This window comes from Cupriavidus sp. MEYA8 (assembly GCF_059278825.1).
This window is the reverse complement of record NZ_CM181221.1, coordinates 2674065-2687513: the sequence shown is the minus strand read 5'-3', so window position 1 is coordinate 2687513 and position 13449 is coordinate 2674065. Positions and strand designations below refer to the sequence as shown.

The window sequence follows — 13449 nt, the reverse complement described above, 5'->3', positions numbered from 1 at the left end:
ATCGGCCAGATAGACAGAATCGCATTCTCCTCGGGCCGAGCTGTGCATATATTTTGGTTGCGGACAGCCGCTGCGGAAGTCAGACAGCGCGGCTTCGCCCTGCGCGCGCCCCGATCGTCACGCCGGTGCGCGCCCGCGCGCGTCCGCGCACCGGCGGCAACCAGCCGGCTTGCGTTGCAAGAACGTCCGGCGAGTCGTGCCGGAGCGGGAATCTTCGAAGTCAGACAGCTATTCGGGCAATAACAGCAATCGAGCGACCGCTGACGCCATCGCGGCAGGCGTATGCAGTACGTCCCCCTAAGGAGAGAACGTATGTCTAACGAAGCAAAGTGTCCCTTCACGCATACCGCCGGCGGCGGTACGACCAATCGCGAGTGGTGGCCAAAGCAATTGCGGCTGGACCTGCTCAGCCAGCATTCCGGCAAGTCCAACCCGCTGGGCCCGGACTTCAACTACCGTAAAGCGTTCAAGGACCTGGACCTGGCCGCGGTGAAGAAGGACCTGGCGGCGCTGATGACCGACTCGCAGGACTGGTGGCCGGCGGACTTCGGCCACTATGGCCCGCTGTTCATCCGCATGGCCTGGCACGCCGCCGGCACCTATCGCATCGGCGACGGCCGGGGCGGCGCAGGGCGCGGCCAGCAGCGTTTCGCGCCGCTCAACAGCTGGCCGGACAACGTCAGCCTGGACAAGGCGCGCCGGCTGCTATGGCCGATCAAGCAGAAGTACGGCCAGAACATCTCGTGGGCCGACCTGCTGGTGCTGACCGGCAACGTCGCGCTGGAGACCATGGGCTTCAAGACCTTCGGTTTCGGCGGTGGCCGCGAAGATACCTGGGAGCCTGACGGCGACGTGTACTGGGGCGACGAAAAGACCTGGCTCGGCGGCGACCTCCGCTACGGCAAGGGTGCCGCGGGTAAGTACGACGACGCCGGCGTGCTGGTTGCCGACGAGGACATGCATGGCGCCGAGGCCAGCCGCACCGACCACGGCCGCCACCTGGAAAACCCGCTGGCAGCCGTGCAGATGGGCCTGATCTACGTGAACCCGGAAGGGCCGGAAGGCAACCCGGACCCGCTTGCCGCGGCGCACGATATCCGCGAGACTTTCGCGCGCATGGCCATGAACGACGAGGAAACCGTTGCGCTGATCGCCGGCGGGCATGCCTTCGGCAAGACGCACGGTGCCGGACCGGCGGACAACGTCGGCGCTGAACCGGAAGGCGCGGATCTCGAGCTCCAGGGCCTGGGCTGGTCGAGCAGCTTCCGCACCGGCAGGGGCGCCGATACCATCACCAGCGGGCTGGAGGTGACCTGGAGCAAGACGCCGACGCAATGGGGCAACAGCTACCTGGAAAACCTGTTCGGCCATGACTGGGAACTGACCAAGAGCCCTGCCGGCGCCAACCAGTGGGTGGCCAAGAATGGCGGCGAGACCATCCCGCATGCGTACGATCCGTCCAAGAAGCTGCGGCCGACGATGCTGACCACCGACCTGTCGCTGCGCTTCGACCCCGAGTACGAGAAGATCTCGCGGCGCTTCCTGGAGCATCCCGACCAGCTTGCCGACGCCTTCGCCCGCGCGTGGTTCAAGCTGACCCATCGCGACATGGGTCCGCGCGCGCGTTACCTGGGCCCGGAAGTCCCGCAGGAAGATCTGCTCTGGCAGGACCCGGTGCCGAAGGTTGACCATCCGCTGGTCAACGACCAGGATGTCGCCGCGCTCAAGCAGAAGGTGCTGGCTTCGGGCCTGCCGCTGTCGCAACTGGTGCAGACCGCGTGGGCGTCGGCATCGAGCTTCCGCGGTTCGGACAAGCGGGGCGGCGCCAATGGTGCGCGCATCCGGCTGGCGCCGCAGAAGGACTGGGCCGTGAATGAGCCCGGACAACTGGGCAAGGTGCTCAAGGTCCTCGAAGGGATCCAGGCCGAATTCAATGGCGCGCAATCCGGCGGCAAGAAGATCTCGCTGGCCGACCTGATCGTGCTGGCCGGCGGCGCGGCCATCGAGCAGGCGGCGCAGAAGGCGGGGCACAAGGTCACCGTGCCGTTCTCGCCGGGCCGCACCGATGCGTCGCAGGAACAGACCGACGTGGATGTAATGGCCGCGCTCGAGCCGAAGGCGGACGGGTTCCGCAACTTCGTCAAGGCGAAATACAGCATCCCGCCGGAGCACCTGCTGGTCGACAAGGCGCAGCTGCTGACGCTGACCGTGCCCGAGATGACGGTGCTGATCGGCGGCCTGCGCGTGCTGAACGTGCATACCGGATCCGATGCGCATGGCGTCCTGACTGACCGCCCGGAAACGCTGACCAACGACTTCTTCCGCAACCTGCTCGACATGCGTCTGGAATGGAAGCCGCTGTCGGACGAGCGCGAGTTGTTCGAAGGGCGCGACCGCAAGACCGGCGACAAGAAGTGGACCGGCACGCGTGTCGACCTGGTGTTCGGCTCGAACTCGCAGTTGCGCGCGCTCAGCGAGGTCTATGCCAGCGAGGATGCGCAGGAAAAATTCGTCAGGGATTTCGTCGCGGCCTGGGCCAAGGTGATGAACCTCGACCGCTTCGACCTGCTGGATTGACGCCTGCCGTTTGAGCGGCAGCTCGGCCCCCGTCACGGTGTCATGCCGTGCCGGGGGCCGGGCATGCGCGTCGTCACCAACAGCGGCGCGCAAAAAAACGGCCGGCACGCGCCGGCCGCCAGATTGCTGACGTATGGCTTTGCCCTACATCATCCTGTGCGCGAAGTGCCCGCGCTTTGCATCGGCCATCAGTTCCATGAACTGGTCGGTGCTCATGTGCACCAGTTCCTGGTGGTCGCCCGCTTCGAAATAGACGTCGGCGTGCGTCAGCAGGCTGTCGTCCAGCCAGGTCTGCGTGCCATACGCCATGCCGACCGGCGGGATCGCGCCGTGGTCGCAGTCCCTGAAGACTTCGCGCACGCCATCCTCGTGCGCCAGCGACAGGTTGCGTCCGGTCTGCTCGCGGATCTCGGCAAGTTTCAAATGGTGCGTGGAAGGAATCACCGCGGCGACATAGCCGCTGTCGTCTTCCAGCAGGACGGTCTTGGCCAGGCGGTCTCCGGGAATGTGTGCAGCGTGTGCAGTGGCCATGCTGCTCAGGCTGTAGGGGTGCCGAACGGTGTCGAACTGGCTGTGCTTGGTGCTCAGGCATTTCGCCAGCGTATTAGCCATGGTCATGATCTCAAACCTCCGACGCGCTCATCGCGACAGTTGTCCGGGTGCTAATACTATAGGTCGCTGCGGGCCTGGTGGAGGCGTGTCACCGCGTCAATTCCCGGCAACAAAAAAAGGCACCTCGCGGTGCCCCCAGTGTTGCATTGCGAGCCGGCCCGCAGGCCGGCGGCAAGTCCTGCTTATTCTTCCTGGAACGCTTCTTCGCGCTTGGCCTTGATCGACGGCAGCGCCACGATCACCACCAGCACCGCCGCGGCGATCAGCAGGCCCATCGACAGCGGACGCGTCACGAACACGCTGAAGTCACCACGCGACAGCAGCAGCGAGCGGCGGAAGTTTTCTTCCATCATCGGCCCCAGCACGAAGCCGAGCAGCAGCGGAGCGGGTTCGCAGCGCAGCTTGATGAACAGGTAGCCGATCACGCCGAAAGCCGCGGTCTGGAACACATCGAACGTGGTGTTCTGGACCGAGTACACGCCGATGCAGCAGAACGTCAGGATGGCCGGGTACAGGTAGCGGTAAGGCACCTTCAGCAGCTTCACCCAGATGCCGATCAGCGGCAGGTTCAGCACGATCAGCATCAGGTTGCCGATCCACATCGAGGCGATCAGGCCCCAGAACAGCGCCGGGTTGCTGGTCATCACCTGCGGGCCGGGCTGGATGTTGTGGATGGTCATCGCACCCACCATCAGTGCCATCACTGCGTTGGGCGGAATGCCCAGCGTCAGCAGCGGGATGAAGGAGGTCTGCGAAGCCGCGTTGTTGGCCGATTCCGGACCGGCCACGCCTTCGATCGCGCCCTTGCCGAATTCCTGCGGGTACTTGGAGGTCTTCTTCTCCAGCGAGTACGCCGCGAACGAAGCCAGCGAGGCACCGCCGCCCGGCAGGATGCCCAGCGCTGAGCCCAGCGCCGTGCCGCGCAGCACGGCCGGAATCATGCGCTTGAAGTCTTCCTTGGTCGGGAACAGGTTGGTGATGTGGTCGGTGAAGGTCTCGCGCTGCTCCTTCTGCTCCAGGTTGGCGATGATTTCAGCAAAGCCGAAGATACCCATTGCCACCGAGACGAAGTTCAGGCCGTCGGTCAGTTCCGGCACGTCGAACGAGAAGCGCGCTGCGCCCGAGTTCACGTCGGTACCCACCAGGCCCAGCAGCAGGCCCAGAACGATCATGGCGATCGCCTTGACCAGCGAGCCCGAGGCCAGCACCACGGCGCCGATCAGGCCCAGCACCATCAGCGAGAAGTACTCGGCGGGGCCGAACTTGAAGGCCAGTTCCGACAGCGGCGCGGCGAACGCGGCCAGGATCATGGTGGCCACGCAGCCGGCGAAGAACGAGCCCAGGCCGGCGGTGGCAAGCGCCACCCCCGCTCGCCCTCGTCTTGCCATCTGGTAGCCGTCGATGGTTGTCACCACCGAGGACGATTCACCCGGCAGGTTCACCAGGATGGCCGTGGTCGAGCCGCCGTACTGGGCGCCGTAGTAGATGCCGGCCAGCATGATCAGCGCGGCCACCGGCGGCAGCGTGTAGGTCACCGGCAGCAGCATGGCGATGGTGGCCAGCGGCCCCAGGCCCGGCAGCACGCCGATCAGGGTGCCCAGCACGCAGCCCAGGAAGGCGTACGCCAGGTTCTGGAAGGTCAGGGCGGTGGAGAAGCCCAGGCCCAGGTTAGTGAGTAGTTCCATGTTGGCGGCCTCCTTAGCTTGCCAGGAAAGCCGGCCACACCGGCATCTGCAGGTTGATGCCGTACACGAACGCGCCCAGGCTGATCAGCACCAGGATGATGGCGTTCAGGATGGCACCCTTCCAGCTGAATTCGTGGCTGGCCATCGACGACACCAGCACCAGCACCAGCACCGACAGCACCATGCCCAGCGGCTTGAGCAGCAGGCCGAACAGCACCACCGAGCCCAGAATCCACAGCAGCGTCTTGATATCCCAGCGGGCCAGCTGGTCTTCCTCAGCCTTGGAAGACAGCGAGCCCCACAGCACCAGCACGCCCAGCAGGGCAAGCACGATGCCGAGCCAGAACGGGAAGTATCCGGGTCCCATTTTTGCGGCGGTTCCCATGGAATAGCCGCGTGCGACCCAGGAAAAGCCGAATCCGACCAGGATGAACATCAGGCCGGAGGCGAAGTCCTTTTGGCTACGTATGCGCAAAGTGAATCTCCTCGAAAAGACGCTTGAAATCTGCGGTTGACCCTTTGTTGCCCTGCATCAATGCGGTCTGCAACGAAGGGCCCTCCTGCGGGCAGGGTGGAAGTTAAGGGGGCGACCTTTCAGCTACCTTTCAGATGTCTGCAAACAGGGTCATGGTTCGGGTATCCCCTAGTGAGATGGCGCTTAAAAGGCGCCTGGCCGGTCCGCAAAGCCAGTCTGGACGCGGGCTGGCGGGTGGGGCGGCGAGAGGCGCTGCGCTATCATCCCGGGCATCTGTACTGCAGTCTCCGGGGGCGCCGGCCTGAAAGCCCTGTAAGGTTTGAAAGGTTCCGGCAAGGACCCATACGTGACGCAAGGAGCAGCTTGGAGAGCATCGACCACGTCATCCTGATCGGTGGCATCGTGATGTCGCTGGGCATCGTGCTGGGAGCGTTCTCGGCACGCTTCGGCGTGCCGTTCCTGCTGGTGTTCCTGGCAGTCGGCATGCTGGCCGGCGTGGACGGACCCGGCGGCATCCGCTTCAACGACACCTGGCTCAGCTTCCTGGTCGGCAACCTGGCGCTGGCGGTGATCCTGCTCGACGGCGGCCTGCGCACGCGCTTCGCCACCTTCCGGGTTGCGCTCAAGCCGTCGCTGTCGCTGGCGACCGTGGGCGTGCTGGTGACAGCCGGGCTGGTGGGCGTGTTCGCGGCGTGGCTGCTCGGTATCGACTGGCGGCTCGGGCTGCTGCTCGGCGCCATCGTCGGCTCGACCGATGCGGCGGCGGTTTTCTCGATGCTTCACAGCAGCGGCATCCGCCTCAAGGACCGGGTCGCGAGCGTGCTGGAGATCGAGTCGGGCATCAACGACCCGATGGCGATTTTCCTGACCCTGACGCTGATCGAATGGGTCACCGCACCCGGCGGGCTGACGCCGCTGGGGTTGGTGATGAGCCTGCTGGTGCAGTTCGGCGTGGGCGGTGTGCTTGGGCTGGCGCTGGGATACTGCCTGGCCCGTGTGCTGGAGCGCATCCACGTGGCCGAAGGCCTGCAGGCGATCCTGCTGTGCGCAGGCGGGGCCATGGTGTTCGCGCTGGTGCAGACCGCCGGCGGCAGCGGCTTCCTGGCGGTGTACCTGACCGGCATGCTGATCGGCAACCGCGAGCGCGCGGTCACCGCCGACGTCATGCGCGCGATGGACGGCATGGCCTGGCTGGCGCAGTCGGCAATGTTCCTGCTGCTGGGCCTGCTGGTGGCGCCGCATCGGATCCTGGAAGTGGCCGGGCCCGCGGTGGCGGTCGCCGCGTTCCTGATGCTGGTGGCGCGCCCGGTGGCGGTGTGGGTGGCGCTGCTGCCGTTCCGCTTCAATGCGCGCGAGAAGGGCTTTATCGCGTGGATGGGCCTGCGCGGCGCGGTGCCGATCGTGCTGGCGCTGTTCCCGCTGCTGCGCCAGGCGCCCGAGGCCGGCTTGCTGTTCCGCATCGCCTTTGCCGTGGTGCTGGCCAGCCTGCTGTTCCAGGGCACCACCGTATCGGTCGCGGCGCGGCTGGCGCGCGTGCGCCGGCCCGGCTATCCGGAGCCGGTGGCGCGTTCGCGGCTGCGCGGCACGCGCGCGCCGATCCTGGAGGTGATGCAGTTCTGCGTGGGGCCCAACGCGCCGGTGGAAAACGTGCGCGCCGACCAGCTCGAACTGCCGCCGCGCAGCCGCCTGCTGACGGTGGCGCGCGACGACGCGCTGGCCGAACCGAATCAGACCGTACTGCGCGCTGGCGATGCGGTTAGCGTGCTGGCACCGGCGACAACGCTGCCGAGGCTCTCGCTGTTGTTCCAGAGCCCTGGGCGCGCGCCCACCTGGGAGGAGGTCTCGCACGATTTCCTGCTGTCCGGCGATGCGCCGTTGGGCGACGTGGCGGCCATTTACGGCACGCGCGCGCTGACGCCGGAGGAAGAAGCGTTATCGCTGGAAGCGGCGATGCTGCGGGTGTTCACCTCGCCGCCGGTGGAGGGCGACAGCGTCGAGATCGCGGGGGTGCCACTGACGGTGACGCGGATGGAGGGGGCGAAGATCCTGCAGGTGGGATTGCTGCTGCCGCGGCTGGAGGGGGATTCCGGCGGGAAGCTGTGGGTGAGGCGGCGCAGGGAGGAAGCGGGCCGCGAGCGCGCTTGATTTGCGTTGGTTTGCTCCCCCCTCCCGCCTGCGGGAGAGGGAGAACACCTTGCTTGGGCTAGCTCGCGCGGCTTGGGAGCACCCAAAGCCGTTGGTCCTGCGATGGTTTGGACTTCAGTCCACCTTCGCCCCCGACACCTTGACGATCTGCGCATACTTCTTCAGTTCCTTCTGCACCAACGCCCCAAACTGCTCGGGCGTGGTCGGCGCCGGCTGTGCGCCGATCCGGGCCAGGCGCGCCTTCATGTCGTCCGTCTTCAGGATCGCTACGATCTCGTGGTTCAGCTTGTCCACGATTTCTCGCGGCGTATTGGCCGGAGCGAACACGCCGAACCACGTCGAGATATCGAAGCCTTCCAGCCCCAGCCCCTTGCCGGCCTCGGCAATGGTCGGCAGTTCGGGGAACGCCGCCGCGCGGCTGGCGGTGGTCACGGCGAAGGCCTTGAGCTTGCCCGCCTTGATATTGGCCGATGCCGAAGCCAGGTTGTCGAAGATCAGGTCGGTCTGGCCCGACAGCACCGACAGCTGCGCGGGCGACGCGCCGTTGTAGGGGATATGGACCATGCTGATCTTCGCCATGCTCTTGAACAGCTCGCCCGACAGGTGCCCGGCGCTGCCGTTGCCACCCGAGGCGTAGTCCAGCTTGCCCGGGTTCTTGCGCGCGTAGGCGACCAGGTCGCGCACGTTGTTGATGTGCAGGTCGGCGGCCTTGCCGGGGTGCATCACCAGCACGTTGGGCACGTCGGCGACCAGCGTGATCGGCGCGAAGTCCTTGACCGGGTCGTACGGCATCTTGCTGAACAGCGTCGGGTTGATGGCATGCGTGGCCACCGCGCCCATGACGATGGTGTAGCCGTCGGCCGGCTGCTTGGCGACGTAGTCCGCGCCCAGGTTGCCGCCGGCGCCCGGCTTGTTCTCCACCACCACGGGCTGGCCCAGGCTGTCGCGCAGCTTGTCGCCGATGGCGCGCGCCACGGTGTCGAGCGGGCCGCCGGCGGGATAGGGCACCACGAAGCGGACGGGCTTGGCGGGGTAGGCGGTGGTGGCCGCGGCGGCGGCGGCGGGCATCAGCGCCGCGGTCAGCGCGGCGGCAAACAGTTTCTTCAGCATGTTGCGGATGACAGAGGGATTGGGATTCTTAGCGGGCCCCGATGCCGCGCGCCATCATCACGGCGCACAGCGGCAGCAGGATCACCAGGTGCGATTCGATCATGACCCAGCGCCGCGCCGCCTTGATCTCGGACGGCGGCGGCACGTAATCGGGCAGCCTGCGCGCCTGCTTGCGCCAGCGCGCGATGGCAAAGGTCGGCGGCAGCGAGCACAGCGCGATCAGCACGAACACGCCCATCTTGGCGTGGAACCACGGATTGTGCAGGTAGAAGTCGACGCCCTTGGCGCCGTAGAACAGGCGCAGCAGGCCGGTCCCCAGCGCCAGCATCGCCGACAGGAAATAGAACAGGTCATACAGCGACAGGCGCCGCACGGTGGCCGGGGTCAGGTCCGGGCGCAGTGCCACGGCCTCGGCGGCCATCAGCGTGATCAGGACAAAGATCGCAAGGAAATGCAGGAAGGCCAGGATGGCGTCGGTCAGCATGGGTTCTCCTTTGCTTTGCGCAGGCCCGCGCGGGGGGCGCGGGCCCGTGGAAAGTACTTCAGTGGGAACTGAACTTCCGGAAAGCACCTGCGGCAGGGCAGGCCTGGCCTGCCGCGGTCAGGAGGAGAATCTTACAGCACACCTTTTGCGCGAAGTGCGGCGATCTGCCCGGCGCTGTAGCCCAGGGTCTCGCCCAGCACCGTGTCGGTGTGCTCGCCCAGCAGCGGCGGGTGGCGCAGCGCCTGCGGTGGCGTCACGCTCATCTTGATCGGGCTGCCGACCAGCTTGACCTCGCCCGCGCTGGGGTGGGGCAGGTCCACGCGCAGGCCGCGCGCCTTGACCTGGTCGTCCTCGAACACGTCGTCGAGCGTGTTGATCGGGCCGCACGGCACGCCCGCGGCTTCCAGGTCGCGGATCCACTGCGCGCGGGTGCGCGGGCGCACCATCTCGGCCAGGATCGGCACCAGCACGTCGCGGTTGGCCACGCGCTGCGGGTTTTTGGCAAAGCGCGGGTCGTCGGCCAGCTCTGGCCGGCCGCCGTCGGTGACGAACTTGCGGAACTGCCCGTCGTTGCCCACCGCGACGATGATCCAGCCGTCGGCGGCCTGGAAGGTCTGGTAGGGGACGATGTTGGGGTGCGCATTGCCCCAGCGGCGCGGCGCCTCGCCGCTGGCCAGGTAGTTGGTGTTCATGTTGGCGAGCATGGCCACCTGCACGTCGAGCAGCGCCATGTCGATGTACTGGCCCTCGCCGGTGCGGTCGCGGTGGGCGAGTGCCGCCAGCACCGCGATGGTGGCGTACTGGCCCGTCATCAGGTCGGAAATCGCCACGCCGGCCTTCTGCGGGCCGCCGCCGGGCAGGTCGTCGCGCTCGCCGGTCAGGCTCATGAAGCCGCCCATGCCCTGGATGATGAAGTCATAGCCGGGGCGCGCGGCGTACGGGCCGGTCTGGCCGAAGCCGGTGACAGAGCAGTAGATCAGGTCGGGCTTGACCTGCTTCAGGGAGTCGTAGTCCAGGCCATATTTCTTCAACTGGCCGACCTTGTAGTTCTCCAGCACCACGTCGCTCTGCGCGGCGAGGTCGCGCACGATCTGCTGGCCCTCGGGCGTGCTGATGTCGCAGGTGACCGAGCGCTTGTTGCGGTTGGCGGCCAGGTAGTAGGCGGCCTCGGCGGTGTCGCGGCCGTCTTCGTCCTTGAGCCAGGGCGGGCCCCAGGTGCGGGTGTCGTCGCCGGCGCCGGGGCGCTCGATCTTGATCACATCGGCGCCGAAGTCGGCAAGGTTCTGGGCGCACCAGGGACCGGCGAGGACGCGGGTCAGGTCGAGGACGCGGAGATGGCTTAAGGCTCCCATGGCGGTAGAAGAAATTCTGAGGTGATGCGGGGAAGGATCGGAAAACCGGCTGCCGGCGCCGCGGCGCGCAATGGCCGGCGCGGGGTGCCTGCACTGTATCACCCGGGCCCGGCGAGGCAAGCCATAAAGTGATGCAATCGGCTCTCCGTGGTATTTGATTTGGGCGATAGCCGGCCGGTCCCGGGGCGCGGTGCCTGGTCTGCCTGCCATGCCCCCGCCATGCCCCCGCCATGCCCTTTTGGGGCTGGCTTGCCCGTATAATCAACGGTTTGCAAATCCAAAACTGACTCGTCGCGCCCGGCCCAGCCGCAGCAGCGTCCGCCATCCCATGAAAGTCTCAGACATTCGCAGCAAGTTCCTGCAGTTCTTCGAATCGAAGGGCCATACCGTGGTCCGCTCGTCCAGCCTGGTGCCGGCGAACGACCCGACGCTGCTGTTCACCAACTCCGGCATGGTGCAGTTCAAGGACGTGTTCCTGGGCACCGACAAGCGGCCGTACACCCGCGCGACCTCGTCGCAGCGTTCGGTGCGCGCCGGCGGCAAGCACAACGACCTGGAGAACGTGGGCTACACCGCCCGCCACCATACGTTCTTCGAGATGCTGGGCAACTTCTCGTTTGGCGACTACTTCAAGCGCGATGCCATCCTGTACGCGTGGGAACTGCTGACCAGGACCTACCAGCTGCCGGCCGAAAAGCTGTGGGTGACAGTCTACGCGGAAGACGACGAGGCATACGACATCTGGGCCAAGGAAGTGGGCGTGCCGACCGAGCGCATCGTGCGCATCGGCGACAACAAGGGCGCGCGCTACGCCTCGGACAACTTCTGGCAGATGGCCGACACCGGCCCGTGCGGCCCGTGCTCGGAAATCTTCTACGACCACGGCCCGGAGGTGTGGGGCGGCCCGCCGGGATCGCCGGAGGAAGACGGCGACCGCTACATCGAGATCTGGAACCTGGTGTTCATGCAGTTCAACCGCGACGAGCAGGGCAACATGACGCCGCTGCCCAAGCCGTGCGTGGATACCGGCATGGGCCTGGAGCGCATCGCCGCGGTGCTGCAGCACGTGCACAGCAACTATGAGATCGACCTGTTCCAGGCACTGATCAAGGCCGCCGCGCGCGAGACCCATATCGACAACCTGAACCAGAACTCGCTGAAGGTCATCGCCGACCATATCCGCGCGTGCTCGTTCCTGATCGTCGACGGCGTGATCCCGGGCAACGAAGGCCGCGGCTACGTGCTGCGCCGCATCGTGCGCCGCGCCATCCGCCACGGCTACAAGCTGGGCCAGAAGACCCCGTTCTTCCACAAGCTGGTGCCGGACCTGGTCGCGCAGATGGGCGAGGCCTATCCGGAACTGGCCGAAGCCCAGTCGCGCGTGACCGAAGTGCTGAAGGCCGAGGAAGAGCGCTTCTTCGAGACCATCGAGAACGGCATGTCGATCCTGGACGCCGCGCTGGCCGAGCTGAAGCTCAAGGGCGGCAAGACGCTGGACGGCGAACTGGCCTTCAAGCTGCACGACACCTTCGGCTTTCCGCTGGACCTGACGCAGGACGTGTGCCGCGAGCAGGAAATCGCCGTGGACGAGGCCGCGTTCGATGCCGCGATGAGCCGCCAGCGCGAGCAGGCGCGCGCCGCCGGCAAGTTCAAGATGGCTGCCGGCCTGGAGTACACGGGCGACAAGACCGTGTTCCATGGCTACGAAAAGCTGGAACTGCCGCGGGCGTTGGTCACCGCGCTGTATGTGGATGGCGCCTCGGTCGACACCATGCAGCCGGGCCAGACCGGCGTGGTGGTGCTCGATAACACCCCGTTCTACGCCGAGTCCGGCGGCCAGGCCGGCGACCAGGGCGTGCTGAAGGCTGGCAACGCTGTATTTGCTGTCGCCGACACCACCAAGGTCCAGGCCGACGTGTTCGGCCACCAGGGCACGCTGGCAGGCGGCGCGCTGAAGGTGGGCGACGCCGTCTCGGCGCAGGTCGACGCGCTGCGCCGCGCGCGCACCGTGCGCAACCACTCGGCCACCCACCTGATGCACAAGGCCCTGCGCGAAGTGCTGGGCACGCACGTGCAGCAGAAGGGCTCGCTGGTGGATGCGGACAAGACCCGCTTCGACTTCTCGCACAACGCCGCGCTGACCGAAGAGCAGATCCGCAAGGTGGAAGAGATCGTCAACGCCGAGATCCTGCGCAACGACGATACGCACGCCGAGATCATGCCGTTCGACGATGCCGTCAAGAGCGGCGCGATGGCGCTGTTCGGCGAGAAGTACGCCGACGACGTGCGCGTGCTGTCGATCGGCACCTCGAAGGAACTGTGCGGCGGCACCCACGTGCATCGCACCGGCGATATCGGCCTGTTCAAGATCGTGGTGGAAGGCGGCGTCGCTGCCGGCATCCGCCGCGTGGAAGCGATCACCGGCGACAACGCGCTGCACTACCTGCAGAACCTGGATGCCAGGCTCAACGAAGCCGCTGCCGTGCTGAAGGCGCAGCCGTCGGAACTCGTGCCGCGCATTGGCCAGGTGCAGGACCAGGTGCGCGCGCTGGAGAAGGAGCTGGAGCGCCTGAAGAGCAAGCTGGCGGCTTCGCAGGGCGACGAGCTGGCGGCGCAGGCCATCGACGTGAAGGGCCTGAAGGTGCTGGCTGCCCAGCTCGACGGCGCCGACGTGAAGACGCTGCGCGAGACCATGGACAAGCTCAAGGACAAGCTGCAGAGCGCGGCGATCGTGCTGGCGGCCGTGGCCGACGGCAAGGTCAGCCTGATCGCCGGCGTCACCGCCGATGCCACCGGCAAGGTCAAGGCCGGCGAGCTGGTCAACTTTGTCGCCCAGCAGGTGGGTGGCAAGGGCGGCGGCCGTCCGGACATGGCGCAGGCTGGTGGCACCGAGCCGGCCAAGCTGCCGCAGGCGCTGGCGGGTGTCAGCGAGTGGGTGGCGGCCAAGGTCTGATGGCCTGACCATTCCGCAAGCCGATTCGCAAGCAGATGAAGAAGGGGCGCCAGTGG

9 protein-coding genes are annotated in these 13449 nt (G+C 66.6%); 3 read left to right on the top strand and 6 right to left on the bottom strand.

Translation table 11 applies throughout. From position 1 onward, the window contains the following. The first annotated feature begins 312 nt into the window (after positions 1–312). Positions 313–2577, top strand: coding sequence for a catalase/peroxidase HPI (gene katG, locus AC5WJ1_RS12495; protein WP_135705663.1), 2265 nt, complete (start codon positions 313–315; stop codon positions 2575–2577). Positions 2578–2721: 144 nt separating this feature from the next. Here the strand turns inward: katG and AC5WJ1_RS12490 are convergent, their stop codons facing one another. The 3 genes from AC5WJ1_RS12490 to AC5WJ1_RS12480 form a co-directional block, all read right to left on the bottom strand. After that, complete coding sequence (locus AC5WJ1_RS12490) at positions 2722–3195, bottom strand: aminoacyl-tRNA deacylase (RefSeq protein WP_135705662.1); 474 nt, start codon at positions 3193–3195, stop codon at positions 2722–2724. A gap of 176 nt (positions 3196–3371) precedes the next feature. Next, entirely contained in the window at positions 3372–4874 is a 1503-nt protein-coding gene (locus tag AC5WJ1_RS12485; protein WP_116320835.1) for a tripartite tricarboxylate transporter permease, read from the bottom strand. A gap of 13 nt (positions 4875–4887) precedes the next feature. Continuing rightward, the gene (locus AC5WJ1_RS12480) at positions 4888–5349 is read right to left on the bottom strand and encodes a tripartite tricarboxylate transporter TctB family protein (RefSeq protein WP_029045514.1); all 462 of its coding nucleotides are present in this window, start codon (positions 5347–5349) and stop codon (positions 4888–4890) included. A 363-nt stretch (positions 5350–5712) separates the two neighbouring features. On the opposite strand from AC5WJ1_RS12480, the gene AC5WJ1_RS12475 reads away from it, so the two are divergent. Next, the gene (locus AC5WJ1_RS12475; RefSeq protein ID WP_135705661.1) at positions 5713–7494 is read left to right on the top strand and encodes a potassium/proton antiporter; all 1782 of its coding nucleotides are present in this window, start codon (positions 5713–5715) and stop codon (positions 7492–7494) included. A gap of 114 nt (positions 7495–7608) precedes the next feature. Here the strand turns inward: AC5WJ1_RS12475 and AC5WJ1_RS12470 are convergent, their stop codons facing one another. From AC5WJ1_RS12470 to AC5WJ1_RS12460, 3 genes are all read right to left on the bottom strand, one after another. Next, positions 7609–8604: a tripartite tricarboxylate transporter substrate binding protein gene (locus AC5WJ1_RS12470; protein ID WP_135705660.1), complete on the bottom strand. Its 996-nt coding sequence runs from the start codon at positions 8602–8604 to the stop codon at positions 7609–7611. A gap of 28 nt (positions 8605–8632) precedes the next feature. After that, positions 8633–9088 carry a DUF2214 family protein gene (locus AC5WJ1_RS12465; RefSeq protein WP_133097402.1) on the bottom strand — a complete coding sequence of 152 codons (456 nt, stop codon included), beginning with the start codon at positions 9086–9088 and terminating at the stop codon, positions 8633–8635. A gap of 131 nt (positions 9089–9219) precedes the next feature. After that, entirely contained in the window at positions 9220–10440 is a 1221-nt protein-coding gene (locus tag AC5WJ1_RS12460; RefSeq protein ID WP_135705658.1) for a CaiB/BaiF CoA transferase family protein, read from the bottom strand. Between the two features lie 328 nt (positions 10441–10768). Here AC5WJ1_RS12460 and alaS point away from each other — a divergent pair, with 328 nt between their 5' ends. Continuing rightward, on the top strand, positions 10769–13393 hold the full coding sequence (gene alaS / locus AC5WJ1_RS12455; RefSeq protein ID WP_135705657.1) for an alanine--tRNA ligase: 2625 nt from the start codon (positions 10769–10771) through the stop codon (positions 13391–13393). Positions 13394–13449: the final 56 nt, after the last annotated feature.

What these genes read in the sequence shown, in the direction of transcription:
- katG (WP_135705663.1), top strand. Translation starts at nt 313, where the DNA reads ATGTCTAACGAAGCAAAGTGTCCCTTCACGCATACCGCCGGCGGCGGT.
- AC5WJ1_RS12490 (WP_135705662.1), bottom strand. Translation starts at nt 3,195, where the DNA reads ATGACCATGGCTAATACGCTGGCGAAATGCCTGAGCACCAAGCACAGC.
- AC5WJ1_RS12485 (WP_116320835.1), bottom strand. Translation starts at nt 4,874, where the DNA reads ATGGAACTACTCACTAACCTGGGCCTGGGCTTCTCCACCGCCCTGACC.
- AC5WJ1_RS12470 (WP_135705660.1), bottom strand. Translation starts at nt 8,604, where the DNA reads ATGCTGAAGAAACTGTTTGCCGCCGCGCTGACCGCGGCGCTGATGCCC.
- AC5WJ1_RS12465 (WP_133097402.1), bottom strand. Translation starts at nt 9,088, where the DNA reads ATGCTGACCGACGCCATCCTGGCCTTCCTGCATTTCCTTGCGATCTTT.
- AC5WJ1_RS12460 (WP_135705658.1), bottom strand. Translation starts at nt 10,440, where the DNA reads ATGGGAGCCTTAAGCCATCTCCGCGTCCTCGACCTGACCCGCGTCCTC.
- alaS (WP_135705657.1), top strand. Translation starts at nt 10,769, where the DNA reads ATGAAAGTCTCAGACATTCGCAGCAAGTTCCTGCAGTTCTTCGAATCG.